21 protein-coding genes are annotated in these 19,658 nt (G+C 68.1%); 11 read left to right on the top strand and 10 right to left on the bottom strand.

All coding sequences use genetic code 11. From position 1 onward, the window contains the following. Positions 1–4 precede the first annotated feature (4 nt). Genes H0B43_RS05320 through H0B43_RS42775 form a run of 3 tightly spaced genes read right to left on the bottom strand, consistent with a single transcriptional unit; the run spans position 5 to position 1,601 of the window. Entirely contained in the window at positions 5–421 is a 417-nt protein-coding gene (locus H0B43_RS05320; protein WP_185728987.1) for a SufE family protein, read from the bottom strand. Further along, positions 418–1,317, bottom strand: a complete 900-nt coding sequence (locus H0B43_RS05315) for a sulfurtransferase (protein WP_185728988.1) — start codon at positions 1,315–1,317, stop codon at positions 418–420. Before H0B43_RS05315 ends, H0B43_RS05320 begins: the two co-directional genes overlap by 4 nt. A 41-nt stretch (positions 1,318–1,358) precedes the next feature. Then, positions 1,359–1,601, bottom strand: coding sequence for a hypothetical protein (locus H0B43_RS42775; RefSeq protein ID WP_312033918.1), 243 nt, complete (start codon positions 1,599–1,601; stop codon positions 1,359–1,361). Between H0B43_RS42775 and H0B43_RS05310 the strand changes: the two genes are divergently transcribed. Beyond that, entirely contained in the window at positions 1,600–1,875 is a 276-nt protein-coding gene (locus tag H0B43_RS05310) for a group III truncated hemoglobin (protein WP_312033919.1), read from the top strand. The genes H0B43_RS42775 and H0B43_RS05310 overlap by 2 nt on opposite strands. On the opposite strand, the gene H0B43_RS41305 is transcribed toward H0B43_RS05310, so the two are convergent. Then, on the bottom strand, positions 1,842–4,802 hold the full coding sequence (locus H0B43_RS41305) for a condensation domain-containing protein (RefSeq protein WP_252189860.1): 2,961 nt from the start codon (positions 4,800–4,802) through the stop codon (positions 1,842–1,844). The two genes, H0B43_RS05310 and H0B43_RS41305, sit on opposite strands and share 34 nt — an antisense overlap. A gap of 251 nt (positions 4,803–5,053) precedes the next feature. On the opposite strand from H0B43_RS41305, the gene H0B43_RS05295 reads away from it, so the two are divergent. Then, a complete protein-coding gene (locus tag H0B43_RS05295; RefSeq protein WP_185728990.1) occupies positions 5,054–6,802 on the top strand; it encodes an MFS transporter in 1,749 nt (582 codons plus the stop codon). Here H0B43_RS05295 and H0B43_RS05290 read toward each other — a convergent pair. From H0B43_RS05290 to H0B43_RS05280, 3 genes are read right to left on the bottom strand one after another with little or no spacing between them, the layout of a single operon-like run. After that, positions 6,785–7,429 carry a nucleoside triphosphate pyrophosphatase gene (locus tag H0B43_RS05290; RefSeq protein WP_185728991.1) on the bottom strand — a complete coding sequence of 215 codons (645 nt, stop codon included), beginning with the start codon at positions 7,427–7,429 and terminating at the stop codon, positions 6,785–6,787. The two genes, H0B43_RS05295 and H0B43_RS05290, sit on opposite strands and share 18 nt — an antisense overlap. A gap of 10 nt (positions 7,430–7,439) precedes the next feature. Next, positions 7,440–7,793, bottom strand: coding sequence for an acyl-CoA carboxylase subunit epsilon (locus H0B43_RS05285; RefSeq protein ID WP_185730090.1), 354 nt, complete (start codon positions 7,791–7,793; stop codon positions 7,440–7,442). Between the two features lie 23 nt (positions 7,794–7,816). Next, positions 7,817–9,457, bottom strand: coding sequence for an acyl-CoA carboxylase subunit beta (locus tag H0B43_RS05280; protein ID WP_185728992.1), 1,641 nt, complete (start codon positions 9,455–9,457; stop codon positions 7,817–7,819). A gap of 116 nt (positions 9,458–9,573) precedes the next feature. Here H0B43_RS05280 and H0B43_RS05275 point away from each other — a divergent pair, with 116 nt between their 5' ends. The 5 genes from H0B43_RS05275 to H0B43_RS05255 are packed head-to-tail and all read left to right on the top strand — an operon-like array spanning position 9,574 to position 13,632. Then, positions 9,574–10,422 carry a biotin--[acetyl-CoA-carboxylase] ligase gene (locus tag H0B43_RS05275; protein ID WP_185728993.1) on the top strand — a complete coding sequence of 283 codons (849 nt, stop codon included), beginning with the start codon at positions 9,574–9,576 and terminating at the stop codon, positions 10,420–10,422. A gap of 16 nt (positions 10,423–10,438) precedes the next feature. After that, positions 10,439–10,996 (top strand): HdeD family acid-resistance protein, encoded by a 558-nt coding sequence (locus H0B43_RS05270; protein ID WP_185728994.1) that lies wholly within the window; start codon positions 10,439–10,441, stop codon positions 10,994–10,996. Positions 10,997–11,011: 15 nt separating this feature from the next. Further along, on the top strand, positions 11,012–11,569 hold the full coding sequence (locus H0B43_RS05265; RefSeq protein ID WP_185728995.1) for a PH domain-containing protein: 558 nt from the start codon (positions 11,012–11,014) through the stop codon (positions 11,567–11,569). A 39-nt stretch (positions 11,570–11,608) separates the two neighbouring features. After that, positions 11,609–12,289: a response regulator transcription factor gene (locus tag H0B43_RS05260; protein WP_025432276.1), complete on the top strand. Its 681-nt coding sequence runs from the start codon at positions 11,609–11,611 to the stop codon at positions 12,287–12,289. An 8-nt stretch (positions 12,290–12,297) separates the two neighbouring features. Continuing rightward, positions 12,298–13,632 (top strand): HAMP domain-containing sensor histidine kinase, encoded by a 1,335-nt coding sequence (locus tag H0B43_RS05255; RefSeq protein WP_185728996.1) that lies wholly within the window; start codon positions 12,298–12,300, stop codon positions 13,630–13,632. 3 nt (positions 13,633–13,635) lie between these two features. On the opposite strand, the gene H0B43_RS05250 is transcribed toward H0B43_RS05255, so the two are convergent. Beyond that, on the bottom strand, positions 13,636–14,181 hold the full coding sequence (locus tag H0B43_RS05250; RefSeq protein WP_185728997.1) for a GtrA family protein: 546 nt from the start codon (positions 14,179–14,181) through the stop codon (positions 13,636–13,638). A gap of 131 nt (positions 14,182–14,312) precedes the next feature. On the opposite strand from H0B43_RS05250, the gene H0B43_RS05245 reads away from it, so the two are divergent. The 3 genes from H0B43_RS05245 to H0B43_RS05235 are packed head-to-tail and all read left to right on the top strand — an operon-like array spanning position 14,313 to position 16,478. Then, positions 14,313–15,572 (top strand): 5-(carboxyamino)imidazole ribonucleotide synthase, encoded by a 1,260-nt coding sequence (locus tag H0B43_RS05245; RefSeq protein ID WP_185728998.1) that lies wholly within the window; start codon positions 14,313–14,315, stop codon positions 15,570–15,572. Beyond that, positions 15,556–16,083, top strand: coding sequence for a 5-(carboxyamino)imidazole ribonucleotide mutase (purE, locus tag H0B43_RS05240; RefSeq protein ID WP_185728999.1), 528 nt, complete (start codon positions 15,556–15,558; stop codon positions 16,081–16,083). The genes H0B43_RS05245 and purE overlap by 17 nt, the downstream gene beginning before the upstream one ends. A 14-nt stretch (positions 16,084–16,097) precedes the next feature. After that, a complete protein-coding gene (locus H0B43_RS05235) occupies positions 16,098–16,478 on the top strand; it encodes a hypothetical protein (RefSeq protein ID WP_185729000.1) in 381 nt (126 codons plus the stop codon). Here the strand turns inward: H0B43_RS05235 and H0B43_RS05230 are convergent. Both H0B43_RS05230 and H0B43_RS05225 read right to left on the bottom strand, forming a co-directional pair. Continuing rightward, positions 16,463–17,182 carry a TIGR03089 family protein gene (locus H0B43_RS05230; protein ID WP_185730092.1) on the bottom strand — a complete coding sequence of 240 codons (720 nt, stop codon included), beginning with the start codon at positions 17,180–17,182 and terminating at the stop codon, positions 16,463–16,465. The two genes, H0B43_RS05235 and H0B43_RS05230, sit on opposite strands and share 16 nt — an antisense overlap. A gap of 23 nt (positions 17,183–17,205) precedes the next feature. After that, the gene (locus tag H0B43_RS05225; RefSeq protein WP_185730091.1) at positions 17,206–18,678 is read right to left on the bottom strand and encodes an LCP family protein; all 1,473 of its coding nucleotides are present in this window, start codon (positions 18,676–18,678) and stop codon (positions 17,206–17,208) included. A 128-nt stretch (positions 18,679–18,806) separates the two neighbouring features. Here H0B43_RS05225 and rfbD point away from each other — a divergent pair, with 128 nt between their 5' ends. Beyond that, positions 18,807–19,655: a dTDP-4-dehydrorhamnose reductase gene (gene rfbD, locus H0B43_RS05220; RefSeq protein WP_185729001.1), complete on the top strand. Its 849-nt coding sequence runs from the start codon at positions 18,807–18,809 to the stop codon at positions 19,653–19,655. Positions 19,656–19,658: the final 3 nt, after the last annotated feature.

Below are 19,658 nucleotides of genomic sequence, written 5' to 3'. Positions count from 1 at the left end.
CTGCCTAGCCGCGAAGGTGGCGCTTGATTCGGGCGAGCATCGCGGACATGCCACGCAGTCGCAGCGGACTGACGGCGTCGGCGAGCCCCAGTGCGGAGTAGAAATCGTCCGGGACTCCCAGGATGGCGGCAGCGCTGTGCCCGTCCAACCCCTGGTGCAGAATCGACGCGAATCCCCGCGTCGTCGGCGCTTCCGCGGGGGCGCTGAAATGCAGCCGCACATGCTCCGGGTCGGAGTCGTCGACCGACAGGAACAGCGGGGATTGGCACTCGGGTACCGGTTCCATCGCGTCCTGCGCGAGTTCTGCGGGCAGGGGCGCCAGTTCGCGGCTGAACTCCAGCAGCAACTGCAGCTTGTCCGAACCGTCGACGGCGGCGAAGTCGTCGACGATCTCGGCAAGCGAATCGGGTAATGCGGTCATGACGACGCGCCGGGAACATCTCCCGGCTCTTCACCCCTGACGATGGGAACGCGAACCATGTTGCCCCACTCCGTCCACGAACCGTCGTAGTTGCGCACGTTCGGGTAACCGAGCAGGTGGGTGAGGACGAACCACGTGTGGCTGGACCGCTCACCGATACGGCAGTACGCCACGATGGCGTCGTCGGCGGAGACACCGCCGTAGATCTCGTTCAGCTCACCGCGCGAACGGAAACGGCTGTCGGGTGCTGCCGCCTTGGCCCACGGAATGCTCAGCGCACTCGGAATGTGCCCGCCGCGCAGGGCCCCTTCCTCGGGGTAGTCGGGCATGTGGGTGCGTTCGCCGGTGTACTCCTGGGGCGAACGCACGTCGATCAGCGGTCCCTCGCCGAGGTGATCGAGAACGTCGTCCTTGAACGCGCGGATCGGGGCGTCGTTGCGCTCGACCACCGGGTAATCGGTGGGGGACGTCTCGGGGACGTCGAACGCGGTGTCCCGGTTCTCGGCGATCCACGCATCGCGGCCGCCGTCGAGGAGACGGACGTCCTCGTGGCCGAAGAGCGTGAACACCCAGAGTGCGTACGCCGCCCACCAGTTGCTCTTGTCGCCGTAGATGACGATGGTGTCGTCGCGGCTGATGCCCTTGCGGCTCATCAGGTCGGCGAACTGCTCACCGTTGATGTAGTCACGCGTCACCTGATCGTTGAGATCGAGGTGCCAGTCGACCTTGACGGCGCCGGGAATGTGGCCGACGTCGTAGAGGAGCACGTCCTCGTCCGACTCCACGACCTTGAGGCCGGGCGTTCCCAGATTCGCGGAGAGCCACTCCGTCGACACGAGTCGACCGGGGTTGGCGTACTCGGCGAAGGACTGGGTTGGATCTGGCGCTACGGGCACGGGTGGGCTCCTGGGGCAGATGCGGCGGGGACGCATCAATTCTATGCGGACGCCGGAAGTTCGTCCGACCGGCGTTCACAGTCACCGTCCGCGGGCCGTGAGGGAGCCACGGCCGGGGCGTACATTCGCTTCCGAACGGAGGCCACATGCCCGACATCTCGACGCGCGCCGACCTGGAAGTTCTTCTCCGGCACTTCTACGGCCGGGCATTCGCCGACCCGATTCTCGAACCGGCCTTCGAGACGCTCGCGGTGGTCGGCGTGGACGATCACCGCGAGCGTCATGTGCGACTTCTGGGAGACGGTCCTGTTCCGCACCGGCACCTATCGCGGCAGCGTCGCTGCCGTGCACCTGGCGCTGCACGGCAGTCACGGCTTCACCGCCCTCCACTTCGACCGGTGGGTCGAGTTGTGGGCCTCGAGCGTCGAGGAACTGTTCGACGGTGACGTCGCACAGCGGGCCACCCGGGAGGCAGCCACCATCGCACGCGCGATGCGCAGGCGGCTGCTCGATCCCACCGGCCCTCAGACGACCGGAGTGCCCTCCAGGTTCAGCTGACTGGTGAGCTCCGCGATGGGCGTGACGCCGTTCTCGCAGATGTCCTGCATGATCTCGCGCAGCCGCACGAGGAACTCCGTGACCGCACGCCGCGCCGTCGACGTCTCCGGGAACCTCGATCGCAGGGCGAGACCCCGCTGAGTGCGTGAGATCCAGAACTGGGCGTCGTCCGCGACCGTCACATTGCTGATGTGGTGCGCGTTCAGCTGGTCGTGATCGTCCGTGCCCGGCAGCCGGCGGTAGTCGATGTACGAGACCATGAACACGTCGGTGCGGGTGCGGCGGTATCCGTCGCCGAGCGCCTCCCTCACCTGAGCCATCGTCACACCCTTCAGGGTGAGCGCGGTGCGGAACGAGGCGTGAGTGTGCGCCAGTGACGACTGGAAATCGCAGTCGGGTGTCAGTTCGACCGTCAGCGGCGCGCTCGTCGTGAGCCACCCGATTGCGTTGGCCCACTGCGGGTCCTGGCGAATGTGCAGGGGAAACTGCAACGGCATCCGGGAGACGCCGTTGATCGACTGCACCGCCATCCCCATCGCGGTGAGCGTGCCGGTGAAGAGGCTGCCCCCGGAATCGAGGCATATCTCCTCGAACCGCTCGGTGCCTGCCGCGTCGAGGAGGGGCCGGACGTCGGCGCCCTGCGGGGCGGGTTTGCCCGCCTCGACACCGAGGTCGAGCGGAAAACTGGGCGCGGTTCCGCCGCACCTCTCGTAGAAGCGTGCCCATTCGCGCACCCGGGGGTCACCGATCTCGGTGACGGGCGCCTCGGCCTCGAGTTCGCAGTACCGCAGGAAACTCCCGGGATCGCCGAGTTCCGCCGTCAGATCCGCCTCGGTGAGCACGCCCGCGCCGCCGAGTCCGACGAGTTTCTGATAGATCTGCCGGAGTTCGCCCAGCGCGATGACCAGTGAATATCCGTCGACGAGAGTGTGATCGAACGCACTGACCACCGTGTAGTGGGAATCGCGTTCGATCGTCGCGAACAGGTAGGCCGGGAAGGTCAGCGGATCGCACGCTGCGGTGAAGCGAAACCGCAGATGCTCGCGGAGTTCGTGCGATGACGTCGTCACCGACGACTCGGACGCGACCACCATGATGTCCTCGGGATCGAGATCCACCCGCTCCATCGCGTCCGGACTCACGTCGAACCCGGTCTGCAGTGTGTCGTGGCGCCGAATGAAATGCACCAGCGCCTGCGCGAGCGCGTCCCGGTCGAGTTTGCCGGGAAGGTCGAAAGCTGCTGCCATCCAGACGCTTCGGCCGACGCCGTGCGTGCGCGCGGTATCGAGATGGAACTGCTGGTTGTACGACGGTGGCACCGCGGACGGGGAGACCGCACCCGGTGCGACGGACCATTCCGTCACCAGGCCGGGTTCGAGCATGTACCGATCGATCGACGTGACGTGCACTACTCCGCCCCTGCGGCAGTCGGCGAGCCCGCGGCCACCGGTGCGAACGGCGAGACCGTGTAATCGCCCTCCCGGGCCACGGTTTTCATGACGGTCGACAACCGTTCGGCGTACGCGGTGACGGACCGGTGCGCCGCGTCGGTATCCGGATGCGAGATCGCCATCCATGTGCCCTCGAGGACCCGGTTGATCCAGATCGACGCGATCTGCGTGGCCTTGCCCCCGACGATGCCGGTCGCCCGGGTCGACACGAAATTCTCGGTCTGCGGCAACCGGCGCCCGTCGATGTACGACACGATCGGGGGCGGAGCCAGTGTGGTGTGCTGCGACATCGCCTCCGGACCGGCGTGAGTGAGCACGGTGTCGATCACCTGCTGAACGGACACTTCGCCGAGCGCCTTGCCCGACCGGTAGGCGGCCTGTGCGCGCTGGGCGAGACCGGTGAACGTCGCGGCATCCCCGAGGGGCGAACCCGACCGGAACGAGATTGATGAACCACCCCTGGGACCAGTAGAACTGCGGATCGTTGCGGGTGGTCACGGGAGACAGAGCCATGTAGCGGTCGCGCCCGACCAGTTCGTGTTCGGTAATGGCGAGAGCCGCGAACACCCCGCCGATGAAGTTGGACCCGTTGGCCTTGCACACGGCGCCGAACCGCTCGCACTCGTCGGCGTCGGCGAGGTCGAAACGGCTTCCGATGGCCGGCTGGGGTGCGTCGGCGGCGCCGAGGTCCAGGGGGAAGCTCGGGAAGGTCCCGCCGTTGCGGGTCAGGTGCCCGATCCAGCCGTGCACCTCGGGAGAGGCGAGGGTCAGCGTCGCCGCCTTCTCCCGTTCCTTCCGGCTGTACTCCACGTAACTGCCCGGTGCGGGCAGTTCCGGCGAGGTGCCGTCGAGTTCTGCCTGATAGATGATCCGCGTCTCGGCGAAGGTGAGGATCATCGACTGCATGTCGGTGTGGGCGTGATCGACGGCGTGGAACAGGGTGAAGCTGTCGTCCGCTGCAGGCGCCTCGGTGTCGTAGTGCTCGACGACACCGAACACGAAGGCAGGCCAGCCGAGCGCGCTCGTGTCGTTCGCGAAGCGCGCCGCGATGTGGTCGCGGACCTGCTCGGAGGTGGTGAGGGTCTCGCCCTCGTGCGGGACGAGCGCGATGGAGTCGGCGGGCACGACGTGCCGACGGACGGCGTTGCTCGTGTCCGTCGGGTCGGCGTCGGCGTTCGCGAAGGAGAACCAGCTGTGCAGCGTGTCGTGGCGCAGGACGTACCGCTCGAGGGAGCGAGTCATCGCCTCGGTGTCGAGCCTGCCGGGGAAGTCGAAGGCGATGCCGATCCAGGGCGACTGGGTCTCCCCGTTGTTCGCCGCCAATCGTGCGCGCCGCAGGTGCCGCTCCTGCATGGTGGTCGGCAGTGCCGGATCCACCGGCGCCACGGCAGCCGCCCGTGCACTCGTATCCGTGACTTTCCACTCGACGACCCGCCCAGGCTCCGGCTTCCAGTGGGTGATCAAGTTCAAGTCCATCGAGCGGCTCCTGATGTGTCGATTGAGAGGTTGCGAGTTCGGTCGGTGTGGCGCGGACTTCTCGCAACAGGATGCGGCACCGGGTGCCTTACCGCGAGAGGTAGAGAAGTATGAGACTGATTGCAGGTCGGTCCCGATCCAGTCAAGTGTCGAGCACAAGGGTCGTGCGCTGCAAGTTCCTCACGTACCATGCAGCAACCTTCGAGCGACCGCACAGCTTTCCGTGAGTGCCGAGCCGCTAGCCTGTCTCGATGCCTGCGACTCAGCGTGATGCACTCTATCGGGGTGAACTCGGTCGGTGGGTTCCGTGGCTGGGTCTGGCCACCAGTCTCGCCGCCGTGTTCATGCAACTGCTGGACGCGACCATCGTCAACGTCGCGCTTCCGAGCATCGCGGTCGATCTTGGGGCTTCGGTGTCGGCGCAGCTACTCATGGTCAGCGTCTACACACTGTCGTTCGCGTGCTCCCTGATCACGGCCGCACGATTGGGGGACCTGCTCGGACGGCGCCGGGTCTTCTTGACCGCGCTGGCCGTGTTCGTGACCGCCTCGCTGCTGTGTGGACTGGCGCAGTCGCCGACCGCTCTCGTCGCGTCCCGCGCGCTGCAGGGTCTGGCCGCGGGATCGATGTCAGCGCAGACGTTCGCCATCATCTCGGGGCTCTTCCCGAAACGGTCCCATCCGCGCGTGTTCGGTATTTACGGCGCGACCATCGGGCTCGCCACGATCTGTGGTCCCCTCGTCGGCGGGCTTCTCATTCAGTGGGATCTGTTCGGCTGGGGGTGGCGGTTGATCTTCTTCGTCAACCTCCCGCTCGGACTCGCCGCGCTGGTCCTCGGGTACTTCTATCTCGTCGACGCGAAGCCCGACGTGGTCCACGGCGGTGGCACCGGCCGCCGCGAAGCGCGGAGCCTCGACATGGGCGGCGCCGTGCTGTCGGCGCTCGGATTGTTCCTCCTGATCTTTCCGCTGGCCGAGGGCCGGGAACGGGGCTGGCCGACGACCATCGTAGTGATGCTGCTGTGTTCGGTACCGGTGCTGATCGCGTTCGTCGTCTACGAGTGGCGACTCGGGCGCCGCGGCGGCGACCCCGTCCTGCGACTGCAGTTGTTCACCGACCGCGCGTTCTCCCTCGGCGCGGCCATCGCGTTCGTGTTCTTCGGCACGCTCACATCGCTGATCTTCACCATCTCCCTCACCCTGCAGTTCGGGTTCGGGTTCTCCCCGCTGCGGGCAGGTGTGATGACGTTGCCCTGGGCGCTGGGGACGGGCCTCGCCGCGCTGGCCTCCGCCGTGGTCTACCGGCGCATCGGCAACCTCGTCCTGCCGTTGGGAATGGCCTTGTTCGCCGGCTCCCTCGTCGTGCTTTCGGCGCAACTGCTGCACGAGGGAACCGATCCGCGCTGGTCGGCGCTGGCCGGCCCACTGTTCGTCGGGGGAGCCGGCCTCGGACTGTTCGTGGCACCGCTCCAGACGGCGATTCTCGCGACCGTGCAGCCGCAGAACGCGGGTTCGGTGTCGGGCCTACTCCCGACCGTCCAGCAGGTGGGCAGTTCGATCGGGCTCGCGGTGATCGGGGTGGTGTTCTTCAATCTCGTCGCGACGCAGTCCGCAGATGCGGTCCAGGCGGAACGGCCTGCGCTGACCGCTGAGCTCGCCGCGGTCGGGGTGCCGCCGGGGCTGATCCCGCGTGCGGAGGAGACGTTCGTGCGGTGCGCGACGGAACAGCTCGGGTCCACGTCCCCGATGAAGGTGCCCGATGAGTGCCGGTCGCTGGGATCCGGGGGCGCCTCGCTCGGAGCGGCGCAGCAGCAGATCGCCGATTCCGATGTAGTGGCTGCACGGGAATCGACCCGCAGCGCGGCGGGTGAGGCGTTCCTCCAGGCGGAACGCCGAATCCTCTGGATCATCGCGGCGGTCGCCGCGGCGATCGGTGTGGCGTCGCTGACGCTGCCGCGCCGCAATCAACCGGCCGACGACGTGTCAGTCGGCGTGGCCTGACGTCGCCCACAGTTCGGCGACACCGACTCCGACCTCCGCGAGCAACGTGCGGACGAGGGGCAGTCCGATGCCGATCACACTGGACGGATCGCCCTCGATGCGGTCCACGAACCATCCGCCGAGGCTGTCCAGGGTGAACGCACCCGCAACCTGGAGTGGTTCGCCCGTCGCGAGGTAGGCCTCCAGATCCGCGTCGGGCGGGCTCGCGAAATGGACGACGGTCGCGCTGTGGTCGTGCGCGTCGCCCACGACCGTTCCGTTCACGAGGCGCAGGACGCTGTGCCCGGTGAGCAGGGTCGCGCTCCGGCCTGCCATCGCCGACCAGCGGGCACGGGCGACGTCGACGGTTCCCGGTTTACCTTGCAGGGAGCCGTCGATGAGCAACATGGAGTCGCATCCGACGACTACCGCGTCGGAGATCCCGTCCCGCGCGAGAACCGGGAGGACGTCGTTCGCCTTCGCGCGCGCCAGTTCGGTGACGACGTGCTCGGGGGCTGCTTCGGCACCGAGTGCCGCGATGATCGCATCCTCGTCGACTCCGGAGACCCGCACCACCGGTTCCACCCCGGCGCTGCGCAACACGGCCAGCCGCGCCGGGGATGCCGAGGCGAGAACGAAGGACGTCACGAGGCCCTGATCAACGCCGGTACGCCGACACGTTCGGGAATGCGTACGGGGAGAACGGGGCGTTGCTGCGATGCATGCGAGTGGGGGCACCCCAGGACTCGGGTGGGAGGTACGAATCCGGGTCGCCGCTGCCCGCCGCTGCGACCGCGGAGAGCACCGCGACGAGCGCCGCGATCTCCTCGTCGGACGGGGAACCCCTGACCACGGTCAGGAAAGGCTCGCCGGGCGCGGCGACATCCCCGTCACCCGGCGCGTCGGTAGCCACGCTGTCCGAGAGCGTCGTGTCTGCCGCGGATCCGTTGACCGACGACGCCGCGTTCGCTCCGCTGTCGGTGCGCACGTCGTCCTCGGTGAGGGCGGTCACTCTGTCCAATGATTCGCCGACGCTCATAGCGGGATGTTCCCATGCTTCTTGGGCGGGAGGGTGACCATTTTGCGTTCGAGCAGGCGCAGGGCGGCCACGATCTGTCCGCGGGTGTGGGACGGGGGGATGACGGCGTCGACGTAGCCGCGTTCGGCGGCGACGTACGGGTTGACGAGGGTGTCTTCGTATTCCTGTTGCAGTTGCAGGCGCAGGGCGTCGACGTCGTCACCGTTGCGGGCGGCCTCGAGCAGTTGTTTGCGGTAGACGAACCCGACGGCGCCGGAGGCGCCCATCACGGCGATCTGGGCGGTGGGCCAGGCCAGGTTGACGTCGGCGCCCATGTGCTTGGAGCCCATCACGTCGTAGGCGCCGCCGTAGGCCTTGCGGGTGATGACGGTGATCTTCCCGACGGTGGCCTCGCCGTAGGCGTAGAGCAGTTTCGCGCCGCGGCGGATGATGCCGTTGTATTCCTGGTCGGTGCCGGGCAGGAATCCGGGGACGTCGACGAGGGTGATGATGGGGACGTTGAACGCGTCGCAGGTGCGCACGAACCGGGCCGCCTTTTCGGAGGCGTCGATGTCGAGGCAGCCGGCGAAGACGGTGGGCTGGTTGGCGACGATGCCGACGGAGCGGCCGTCGACGCGGCCGAAGCCGACGACGATGTTGCCGGCGCGTTCGGCCTGGACCTCGAGGAATTCGTCGTCGTCGAGGATGCGGCGGATGACCTCGTGCATGTCGTAGGGCTGGTTCGCCGAGTCCGGGATGAGGGTGTCGAGTTCGAGGTCCTCGGCGGTGAGCGAGTCTTCGAGGGCTCCGGTGATCGGGTCGGTGGGGATCATCCGGGGGGCGGCGGCCTGGTTGTTGGACGGCAGGTAGGACAGCAGGTCCTTGACGTAGTCCAGGGCGTCCTGTTCGCCGGAGGCGACGTAGTGGGCGACGCCGGACTTGACCATGTGGGTGTGGGCGCCGCCGAGATCTTCCATGGTGACGTCTTCGCCGGTGACGGTCTTGATCACGTCGGGGCCGGTGACGAACATCTGGGAGGTCTGGTCGACCATGACGACGAAGTCGGTCAGGGCGGGGGAGTACACGTGGCCGCCGGCGGCGGGGCCCATGATCAGGGAGATCTGCGGGATGACGCCGGAGGCTTGGACGTTGCGGTGGAAGATTTCGCCGTACAACCCGAGGGAGACGACGCCTTCCTGGATGCGGGCGCCGGCGCCTTCGTTGATGCCGATCAGGGGGCGGCCGGTCTTGAGGGCGAGGTCCATGACCTTGACGATTTTTTCGCCGTAGATTTCGCCGAGGGAGCCGCCGAAGACGGTGGCGTCCTGGGAGAACACGCACACGTCGCGGCCGTCGACGGTGCCGTAGCCGGTGACGACGCCGTCGCCGACGGGGCGGTTGTCGGCGAGGCCGAAGTTCACGCTGCGGTGCCGGGCGAGGGCGTCGAGTTCGACGAACGAGCCGTCGTCGAGCAGGGCGGTGATGCGTTCGCGGGCGGTGAGCTTGCCCTTGGCGTGGACCTTCTCGACCGCGGCTTCACCGCTCGGGTGCTGCGCCTGGGCCTGACGATTACGCAGGTCGGCGAGCTTTCCCGCCGTCGTGTGAATATCGGGCGTACTCGCCGACTCCGCCGCGCTCGGCTCCTCAACAGTGGTCATGACAGGTCAGCTTAACGAGAGCGGGCGACGTTCCGGCAAGGGAGGTGGTCAGGCGGCACGTTGCCCCGACCCGGCTACTGACCAGTACCTTTTCCTGCTCGTCCTAGGCTGTGGGGATGTGGACCGACCTGAACCGACCCCCGCTCAACGCCGACAATCTGCGGGCTGCGCTCGTCCGCGGTGACGACGACAGCGATACCCGCAGGTTCTGGTCGCGGCTCGACGTCGTCCAGGAGACCGGGTCCACCAACGCGGACCTTCTCGCGCGGGCCGCGGCGTCGAACAGCGACCGGCACGTGCTGCTCGCCGAATTCCAGGGCAGCGGCCGGGGCCGCCACTCGCGCGCCTGGGTGAGCCCGCCGCAGGCACAGATCGCGGTCTCCGCGCTCCTGACGATGCCGGGGATGGGGGTGGGTGACATGGGGTGGCTGCCGCTCCTGACCGGAGTCGCCGTCGTCGATGCGCTGCGTGCCGTCGCGAAGGTACCCGCGGAACTGAAGTGGCCCAACGACGTCCTGATCGACGGTCGCAAGGTCGCCGGGATCCTCGCCGAGGTGTCCGCCACCACACCGGATCCCGCGGTGGTCGTCGGGATCGGACTCAACGTCAGCCTCACGAGAGACGAACTTCCCGTGGCACACGCGACGTCGCTCGTGCTCGAAGACGCCGAGGTCAGCGACCGTGACACCCTCGTACGTGCGGTGCTCCGCGCGATCGCCGACCGCTGGCAGCAATGGCACGACTCCAACTGGGACGTCACCGAACTCGCGGAGGCCTACCGCGCGCGCTGCGGCACCCTCGGTCAGCGGGTGCGCGCCGAACTGCCCGGCGGGCGTGAGCTGATCGGCATCGCCACGGACGTCGACGCCGAGGGGCGGGTCGTGATCGCGCCGGACGGCCAACCCGGCACGGTCGCCGTCTCCGCAGGTGACATCACACATTTACGCCCGGTGCGCACCGATTAGTGCGACACTGTGGTACATGAGTACCTCAATTCCGGAGTCCTCTGTCATCGCAGCCCGGCGCACGTTGACCGGCCTCACGGTGGTGCTCGGTCTGCTCACCCTGGGACTGGGCATCGCAGTGCTCGTCTGGCCGCACGTCACGCTCACCGTGCTGGCCGTCCTGATCGCCATCCAATTCTTCGGATTCGGCATCGTCCAGATCATCCGGGCGTTCGCCGACGTCGACGCCGGAGGTGGAACGCGCACACTGGTGGGCGTATCCGGCGCCCTCGCAATACTTCTGGCGTTCCTCGTACTGCGGAGCCCCCTCCAGACGGTCGTGATCATCGCGCTCGTCGTCGGTGCGTGGTGGGTGTTCCGCGGCGTCCTCGACATCGTCGCGGGCGCGTCGGGTTCGGTCGCGGATCGCGGGCTGACCATCGTGCTCGGGGTGATCAGCGTTGTCGCCGGGGCCATCGTGCTTCTGCAGCCCGAACTGTCGCTCGAGGTATTCGTGATCGTGGTCGGAGTGTGGATGGTGCTGTACGGCATCATCATCGTCGTCACCCCGATCGTGCTCAGCCGCATGCGGTAGAGGCACACTCTTCGCATGGGATATCCGGAGGACGCCCTTGCCGAGGACGAAGAACTGCTGCTTCACCGTCATCCGCACTGGAAGATGCTGCTGCTTCCGGCCGTCACCTTCCTGCTGGCGACGGCAGTAGCGGGTTTCGCGGCGGGCTTCGCGGAGAACAAGCTGGACGGTTCCGCGTTGACCGTCGTGCTCGTCGTCATCCTCGCGCTGTGGCTCGCGCTGGTCGTATGGCGCTGCGTCGCGCCGTTTCTCAGCTGGAAGTTCACCCACTTCATCGTCACCGACCGTCGCGTCCTCATCCGCCAGGGTGTGATGACACACACCGGGATCGACATCCCCATGGGGCGCATCAGCAACGTCCAGTTCCGGCACGGCCTCCTCGACCGAATGCTCCGCACCGGAACGCTCGTCATCGTGTCCTCTTCCGACGATCCGCTGGAATTCGACGACATCCCCGACGTCCAGCGCGTCCATTCGCTGCTCTACCACCAGGTGTTCGACGCGATGGATCTTCACCGTGACCACGAGCGCGACGACCCGCGTGGCGACGCCGACACCGGCAAAGGCTGGTAACCGGACACAGCGGTCTCCGCGCCTCCGTACGCTGTGGAGGTGACTGCAGTTTTGCTTGCCGAAGATGACGAAGCCATTGCCGCCCCGCTGTCGCGGGCACTGGGCCGGGAGGGATACGACGTCACCATCGAGCAGACCGGCCCGGCAGCGCTGGAGCAGGCCCTCGACGGTGCATACGACCTGCTGATCCTGGACCTCGGCCTGCCCGGCATGGACGGACTCGAGGTGTGCAGGCAAGTGCGCGCCCACAGTTCGGAACTGGCGGTGCTCATGCTCACCGCACGCACCGACGAGGTCGACTTCGTCGTCGGCCTCGACGCGGGCGCCGACGACTACGTGGGCAAGCCGTTCCGGTTGGCGGAGTTGATGGCCCGCGTGCGCGCCCTGCTGCGGCGTCGCGGCGGCGGTGAGGACTCGGTCGTCGAGGTCGGCGGCATCCGGCTCGAGCCCGCGGCCCGCCGGGTGCTCGTCAACGGAACCGAGATCGCCCTCGCCAACAAGGAGTACGAACTGCTCCGGGTCCTGCTCGAGCACGCGGGCCAGGTGGTGTCCCGCGACACCATCCTCGCGGAGGTCTGGGGCGACGTGGAACTGCGCGGCTCGAAGACCCTCGACATGCACATGTCGTGGCTACGCCGGAAGATCGGTGACGAGGGCCCCGCCGCCGAGCGTCGCATCGCGACGGTCCGCGGCGTCGGCTTCCGCATCAACACCGACTAGGCGGGGTAGTGCGCCGCAGAATTCTCCAGTCGATCCTCGCAGTCGTGATCCTGACGGCGCTGCTGCTCGGTGTGCCGCTCATCTACACGGCATGGTTGTGGGTCGAGGATTTCAACCGCAGCGATCTCCAGGTCCGGCTCGACCGGATGGCGACCGAGATCATCAATCAGGAGGGCGTCAACGGCGTCGTCGAGGGCGACCTCGACACGAACTCCCTGCGCTTGCTGACCCCGGCCGGGGGACGGCTCGTCGTGGTGTATCCGACCACCGACGACGGCGCCGCCCGCGTGGACATCGGTGAGCCCGCCGTGCAATCGCCGCTCGTGGAGTCCCTCGCGATGGGCACGTCCGGTTCGCTCCGTCTCGAGGTGCCGTCGGACGAGATGCGCACCCAGCAACGGCAGGCGGTCGGGGCCGTCGCCCTGCTGGTGCTCGTGTCCATCGCCGCCGGGACCGTGGTCGCGTATGTCACCGCGAAGCGGCTCGCCGACCCGCTCCGGGACGTCGCCGACCGGGCGGCCCGCCTCGCCGAGGGCGACTTCCGGCCCGACGTGCGGCGCCACGACATCCCCGAACTCGACCGCGTCTCCGACGTCCTCGACTCCGCGACCGTCGAAATCGCGGGACGGCTGCAGCGCGAACACGCACTCGTCGCGGATGTCTCCCATCAGCTCCGCAGCCGGCTGACGGCCGTCCGTCTCCGGCTCGACGAACTGTCCGTGCACTCGGACCCCGCGGTCGTGGTGGAGGCGGACGAGGCGATGGCGCAGGTCGACCGACTGACGGTCGCGATCGACGAACTGGTCCGTTCGTCGCGCAGCACCGGCACCGAGACCCAGGTGTCGGTGATCCGGGAGCTCAGCGTCGTCATCGCCGACTGGAAACGGCCCTTCGAGGACGCCGGCCGCACGCTGCTGCTGCGGGGCGACACGAACGTGATGGCGTCCACCACCGGTTCGCGGCTCCGCGAGGCGGTCGCCGTCCTCGTCGACAATGCGCTCATGCACGGGGCGGGAACGTGCACGGTCGCGGTGCGCCTGATTCAGGGGCAGACGCTCCGGTCACCCGGCAACGACACATCACCCCGCGAGGCCACGGTGTGTGTGGAGGTGTCGGACGAAGGCGTCGGAGTCAGCAACGACCTGGCGCCGCACATCTTCGACCGCGGTTTCTCGGGTGCCGGTTCGACCGGTGTGGGGCTGGCGCTGGCTCGCGCCCTCATAGAGGCCGATGGTGGCCGGCTGGAACTGCAGCGACGCCGCCCGGCCCTGTTCGCGATCTTCGTCCCGATCGCCCGCGAGCACGTGCCGACACGGGTCACCGGGATCAGGGAGCCCCGCTGACGATCAGGCGTGGCCGGACGGCTCCTCGGCGGCTTCGTCGACGAGATCCGGATCGATGAGGTGCACGTTCTCGTCCGGGAACGCGAACCGGCGCAGAGCCCAGAACCGGAACACCATCTGCAGCAGGTTGCCGATGATGTAGTTGAGCACGAAGTCGACGACGACCAGGGTGGTCAGGTTCTCCTGGTTGGCGCGGATGTCGAACACGTTGTTGGCGATCCACAGCGGCGCAGCGGCGAGAAGAACACCGATCCCGCTGATGCTGAAGAACAGTAAAGCCTCGTGGTGGCGTTCCCGTCCGCCCCGATTCTTGAACGACCATTCGCGGTTGAGGATGTAACTCAGGACGGTCGCCAGAATTCCGGAGAGAACCTTGGCGACAACGGGCTTCTCTTCGAGGATCGTGAGGCTCAACGAATAGAAGATCGCGAGGTCGAAGATCATGGTGGTGCCGCCCACGATCGCGAACTTGATCAGTTCGTGATGGCGCAACGCGAGGGCCCGAAAGGGCTGGGGAACGCGTGCAAGGACGCCGTCGACAAATGACACAACGGATGAGTTTACGAAAGTTCGACCGGATACCACCAATTGACGCCGAGATCATCAGGAGAATCACAGAAACTGTGGCCCGCCTACCTCGGCGGCGGAACCCGGCGCCGGACGTGACAAACTAGTGACCCGTGACCGGCAACTCTGATTCCACACCGCGTCCCACGACCCCCCGCGATCTGACCGCCGGGCAACCCGTCGTGACGATGATCGGTGGCGGCCAACTCGCGCGAATGACTCACCAGGCCGCAATTGCGCTCGGCCAGACGCTGCGCGTGCTGTCCGGCACCGCCGGCGAACCCGCCGCGCAGGTGAGCCCGGACGTCGTCCTCGGCAGCCACACCGACCTCGAGGCCCTCCGCAGGGCCGCGGTCGGTTCGCACGCGCTGACCTTCGACCACGAGCACGTGCCGACCGAGCACCTGGACGTCCTCGTCGCCGAGGGCGTCAACGTGCAGCCGCCGCCGCAGGCGCTCATCTACGCGCAGGACAAACTGGCGATGCGCCGCAAACTCGGCGAACTCGGCGCGCCGGTCCCTGCCTTCGCCGAGGTGACATGGGCCGAGGACGTCGTCAAGTTCGGTGCCGAACACGGGTGGCCGGTCGTCATCAAGGCGGTGCGCGGCGGCTACGACGGCCGCGGCGTGTGGATCACCGATGATTCCGACGAAGCCGAGCGCATCGTCACCCAGCAACTCGACAAGGGCGTATCCCTCCTCGTCGAGGAGAAGGTCGCGATGCGCCGCGAGCTGTCCGCGATGGTGGCCCGGTCACCGTTCGGGCAGGGCGCCACCTGGCCGGTCGTGGAGACGGTGCAACGCCACGGGCAGTGCGCCGTGGTCCTCGCTCCCGCCCCCGCGCTGCCCGACTCGGTCGCCGAAGCCGCCGAGGAACTGGCCCTGCGGATCGCGTCCGAACTCGGTGTGGTCGGCGCCATGGCCGTCGAGCTGTTCGAAACCACCGACGGCACACTCGTCGTCAACGAACTCGCGATGCGCCCGCACAACTCCGGCCACTGGACCATGGACGGCGCCCGCACCTCACAGTTCGAGCAGCATCTGCGTGCCGTTCTCGACTATCCCCTCGGCGACACCGCACCCCTCGCCCCGATCACGGTGATGGCGAACGTGCTCGGCGCGCCCACCGCACCCGAGATGAGCATGGACGAACGCGTCCACCATCTCTTCGCCCGGATGCCCGATGCAAAGATTCACCTCTACGGCAAGGGTGAACGCGAGGACCGGAAGATCGGCCACGTGAACATCGTCGGCGGACCCGGCTCGATCGACGACCCGGAGTACGTGGCACGAGTGCGCGAGCGCGCCGAGCGCGCCGCGCATTGGCTCTCGCACGCTGAATGGACCGACGGATGGGATGTACACGGTGAGTGACTCGGCAGCACGTCAGGGCGCACAGGTCGGACTCATCATGGGCAGCGACTCCGACTGGCCCACAATGGAGGCCGCCGCGGAGGCGCTCGCCGAATTCGGGGTGCGCTTCGAGGTCGGTGTCGTCTCCGCGCACCGCACACCGCAGCGCATGCTCGACTACGCGAAGGACGCCGCCGGCCGCGGCATCCAGGTGATCATCGCCGGCGCCGGTGGCGCCGCCCACCTGCCGGGCATGGTCGCGTCGGCCACTCCGCTGCCGGTCATCGGTGTGCCCGTCCCACTGAAGTATCTCGACGGCATGGACTCGCTGCTGTCGATCGTGCAGATGCCCGCCGGTGTCCCCGTGGCGACCGTCTCCATCGGCGGCGCCCGCAACGCGGGTCTGCTCGCCGTCCGCATCCTCGGCGCCGCCGACCCCGCCCTGCAGCAGCAGATGGTCGCGTTTCAGGACGGGCTCGAGAAGATGGTCCTCGACAAGGACAAGGCACTCCGCGACACGCTGATGGGCTGACCTATTCTGCGCAGATGAAACGCAGCCGCGGAGTGCAGATGATTCGCGCGTCGCGGGGCAACTTCCAGTCCGCCGCGATCACCCGCCTGGCGCTGGGGTATTCCCGGATGTGGGGGGCCCGCATTGTCTTCGACGACGAGTTCGGAATGTTCGTGTGCAGCGGCATGCGGGGTGGATATGCCCGCGGCGGGACGACCGTCGGCGGTGCGTTTCTCACGGGCCGGGAACCGGCCAGGCCGCTCGTGCGGCACGAAGCGGTCCACGCCGACCAATGGGCGAGGTACGGGTGGACGTTCGCGCTGCGCTATCTGTGCGAAGAGGTGCGGCGTCCCGGTGTCCGGAACCGGTTCGAGATCGCCGCGGGCCTCGCGGACGGCGGCTACCGGGAGAGTTGACGGGTGATCTTCTCGGTGCCCACGCGCCGGGATTGCGCGTCGGCGTCGGCGTTGGTCACCTGCACCAGTGACGCCCCGGCGGCGAAGACGGCGACGAGACCGTCGATCAGTGCGTCGGGGGAGTCCCACGCCTCCTCGGACAGCACGCGATCGGTTGCGGTGATGCCCCGTGACTCGGCGGAGGTACGTGCGGCGGCGAGGACGTCGTCGACGCCCTTGCCTGCGAGTGCGGGTCCGGCGACCGTCGGCCGGAACTGATCGCCGTGGACGCGCACGGACGTGGCGTAGTCGGTGATGCCGACGGGGAGGTCGGGGACGGGCCTGCCGAACGCGTCCAGCGACAGCGCCGCGACCTCTGGGACGTCCTCGACGTCGCCCAAGTGTTCAGCCGAGACGAGGGCGACGTCGGCGTCCGCGTCGGGTTCGAGGACGACCTCGGCGCCGGCCCACCACGCGCCGAGCAGGACGGCGGCGGTCTGCCAGTGTGCGGGCAGGAGCACCGCGACGCGGCCGCCGGGTTCGAGCGCGAACTCGTCCCGCAGCAGGTTGGCGGTCTTGGCCGCCCAGTTGGCGAGGGTCAGGGCCGACAGTTCGACCCGTTCGCCGGTCGCGTCGTCGTAGAACGTCACGCGCGGCCCGGCGGGGTCGTTCTTCAGGATGGGGTCGAGCAGGGCGTCGGTCAGCGTGCGGGACGCATGGTTCATGGACACAATCCGATTCTCGTTCTCTAGTTCACGCAACGCGGGCCCGACGACCCGGCGTCGATGGGCGGGCCGGACGGTGCCGGGGTGGGGGTCGTTCCTCCGGTGGACACGGGCTCGAGGCCCGTCTCCGAGGACCCGGACGAGGAGGACGTGGTGCTGGTGGTCTCGGCGGACGTCGGACCCTGGTAGTCGCTCGCCAGCACCACGCGCACGGAGCCCTCGGGAAGGCTCGCGTCGGTGTCGGTGGGGAGCCCGCCGAGCGCGGCGGCGACGGCCTTCGCGCTGTCGTCGTCGGCGGAGTGCGCGAAGACGGTGGTTCCGTTCACCGACTTGCCGGTGTAGTTGCCGACCTCGCCCTGGCTGTAGCCGAGCGAGTTCAGCGCCTCGGCGACACCGTTCGCGAGACCTCCGACGTCGCTGGCGTTGGCGACGTCGACGGTGACGGTGGACTTGTCGATGTCGGGTGTCTTCGACGTGGTGGTGTCCTCGGACTCGGTGGGCTCTTCGCCGACGAGCCCGGCCACGTACTTCTTCACGTCCTTCGGCTTCACCTCGACGATCGACTCGCCGTAGTCGGTCATGCCGTTGAGGTCGGCTACCGGAATCGTCTCGAACTGCACCTTGCCGCCGGCGAGGTCCTGCAGTTGGGTGGCGAACTCGATGATGTCCCAGTCGTCGTCGAGCACCACCGAACGTTGCACCGCGTCGCTGAGTTCGTTCAGCTTGCCCGGGTCGCTGAGCGTCTTCGCGGACAGCACCTTGCCGACGAGGGACGCCATGAACACCTGCTGACGCACGATGCGGTCGAGGTCGCCGCGCGGGAGGTCGTGGCGCTGGCGGACGAAGCTCAACGCGTCCGCACCCTTCAACGTCTGTTTCCCGGCGGGGAAGTGTGCGCCCGACAGATCCTCGTCGACCGGCTGGTTGAGGCAGACGTCGACGCCGCCGACCGCGTTGGTGAGGAGCACGAACCCGAGCAGCCCGACCTCGGCGTAGTGGTCGACGGTGATGCCGGTGAGGTCTGCCACCGATTTGACGAGTGCCTCACGGCCGGCCTTCGTCGACTCCGCCTCGGCCTCCTTGTCGGTGGCTCCGTCCTCGACGAGTTTCAGCCGCTCGGTCTCCTTGGTGGCGCCGTAGGCGGCGTTGATCTTCGACATGCCGATGCCCGGCACGTTCACGTAGGAGTCGCGGGGGATCGAGATGGCGGTGGCGGAGCTCCCGTCGTTCGGGACCCGGATGAGGACGATGGTGTCGGTGTTGGACGCCACTTCCTCGCCGGCGCGCAGGGAGTCGAGCTCCTCCTGCGAGAGGGGGTTGCCGTGGGCGTCGGTGCGGCTGTCCGTGCCGACCATGAGGATGTCGACGGCGCCGTCGGCGCTACCGCCGAGTCCCAGACCGCCCGCGGTTGCCAGATTGTTGCGCAGCGAGTCGATGCTGCGCCACGCGAATCCCGTGACGGCGAGGGCGAGCACCGACAGCACCGCGACAGCGATGTGAAGCGGCCGCCGAGCCGTGCTCGGGGGTGCGTCTGGTGCGGGTTGCTCGTGTGACACGGAAACCAGGCTACTGGTCGACGCGCCGGGAGCAGGGAGGCGTGGATCGGCGTGCCAGACTGGTCCTCGTGACGAACATCCTTGTGACCGGTGCCGGGGGGCAACTGGGTGGACACCTTCTCCGACGGGCCGGCGCGATGGGCGTCACGGCCCGTGGTGTGGGGTCGAACGAGCTCGACATCACGGATCGCGCCGCGGTGGATGCGCAGGTCGAGGGCGGATCCGTGGTGATCAACTGCGCGGCCTACACCGCGGTCGATGCCGCGGAGTCGGACGAGCAGACCGCGTCGGCGGTCAACGAACTCGGGCCGGCGAACCTGGCGGCGGCGTGCGCACGGGTGGGGGCCCGGCTGATTCACGTCTCCACCGACTACGTGTTCGCCGGTCAGGGCGACACGCCGTACGAGGTGGACGACCCGACCGGTCCCGCGACTGCGTACGGACGCACCAAGCTAGCGGGCGAGCGGGCCGTCCACGCTGCGCTTCCGTCAGCGCACGTCGTCCGCACCGCGTGGGTGTACACGGGAGTCGGTTCCGACTTCGTGTCGACCATGCGCCGACTGGAGCGGGAACGTGACGCGATCGACGTCGTCGACGATCAGGTGGGCTCGCCCACATTTGCCGGCGACCTGGCGGACGCGCTGCTCGAACTCGCCGGTCGCAGCGATGTCGACGCACCGGTGCTCCACGCCACCAACGGGGGCCGGGCGAGTTGGTTCGACCTCGCGCGGGCCGTGTTCGAGGAGGCGGGTGCCGACCCGCAGCGAGTGCGCCCGTGCACGAGCGCCCAGTTCGTGCGGCCTGCGCCGAGGCCGGCCTTCTCGGTCTTGTCGGGCAGCGCCTGGTCCGGCGCCGGGCTGACCCCGCTGCGCCCGTGGCGGGACGCACTGCATGCGGCGCTGCATGCAGTGGTGTGAGGC

This window comes from Rhodococcus sp. 4CII (assembly GCF_014256275.1).
Taxonomy (GTDB): domain Bacteria; phylum Actinomycetota; class Actinomycetes; order Mycobacteriales; family Mycobacteriaceae; genus Rhodococcus_F; species Rhodococcus_F wratislaviensis_A.
This window is presented reverse-complemented; position numbering and strand designations above follow the sequence as displayed.

What these genes read in the sequence shown, in the direction of transcription:
- H0B43_RS05320 (WP_185728987.1), bottom strand. Translation starts at nt 421, where the DNA reads ATGACCGCATTACCCGATTCGCTTGCCGAGATCGTCGACGACTTCGCC.
- H0B43_RS05310 (WP_312033919.1), top strand. Translation starts at nt 1,600, where the DNA reads ATGTGCGACTTCTGGGAGACGGTCCTGTTCCGCACCGGCACCTATCGC.
- H0B43_RS42775 (WP_312033918.1), bottom strand. Translation starts at nt 1,601, where the DNA reads ATGACGCTCGCGGTGATCGTCCACGCCGACCACCGCGAGCGTCTCGAA.
- H0B43_RS41305 (WP_252189860.1), bottom strand. Translation starts at nt 4,802, where the DNA reads ATGGACTTGAACTTGATCACCCACTGGAAGCCGGAGCCTGGGCGGGTC.
- H0B43_RS05295 (WP_185728990.1), top strand. Translation starts at nt 5,054, where the DNA reads ATGCCTGCGACTCAGCGTGATGCACTCTATCGGGGTGAACTCGGTCGG.
- H0B43_RS05280 (WP_185728992.1), bottom strand. Translation starts at nt 9,457, where the DNA reads ATGACCACTGTTGAGGAGCCGAGCGCGGCGGAGTCGGCGAGTACGCCC.
- H0B43_RS05275 (WP_185728993.1), top strand. Translation starts at nt 9,574, where the DNA reads ATGTGGACCGACCTGAACCGACCCCCGCTCAACGCCGACAATCTGCGG.
- H0B43_RS05270 (WP_185728994.1), top strand. Translation starts at nt 10,439, where the DNA reads ATGAGTACCTCAATTCCGGAGTCCTCTGTCATCGCAGCCCGGCGCACG.
- H0B43_RS05265 (WP_185728995.1), top strand. Translation starts at nt 11,012, where the DNA reads ATGGGATATCCGGAGGACGCCCTTGCCGAGGACGAAGAACTGCTGCTT.
- purE (WP_185728999.1), top strand. Translation starts at nt 15,556, where the DNA reads ATGTACACGGTGAGTGACTCGGCAGCACGTCAGGGCGCACAGGTCGGA.
- H0B43_RS05235 (WP_185729000.1), top strand. Translation starts at nt 16,098, where the DNA reads ATGAAACGCAGCCGCGGAGTGCAGATGATTCGCGCGTCGCGGGGCAAC.
- H0B43_RS05230 (WP_185730092.1), bottom strand. Translation starts at nt 17,182, where the DNA reads ATGAACCATGCGTCCCGCACGCTGACCGACGCCCTGCTCGACCCCATC.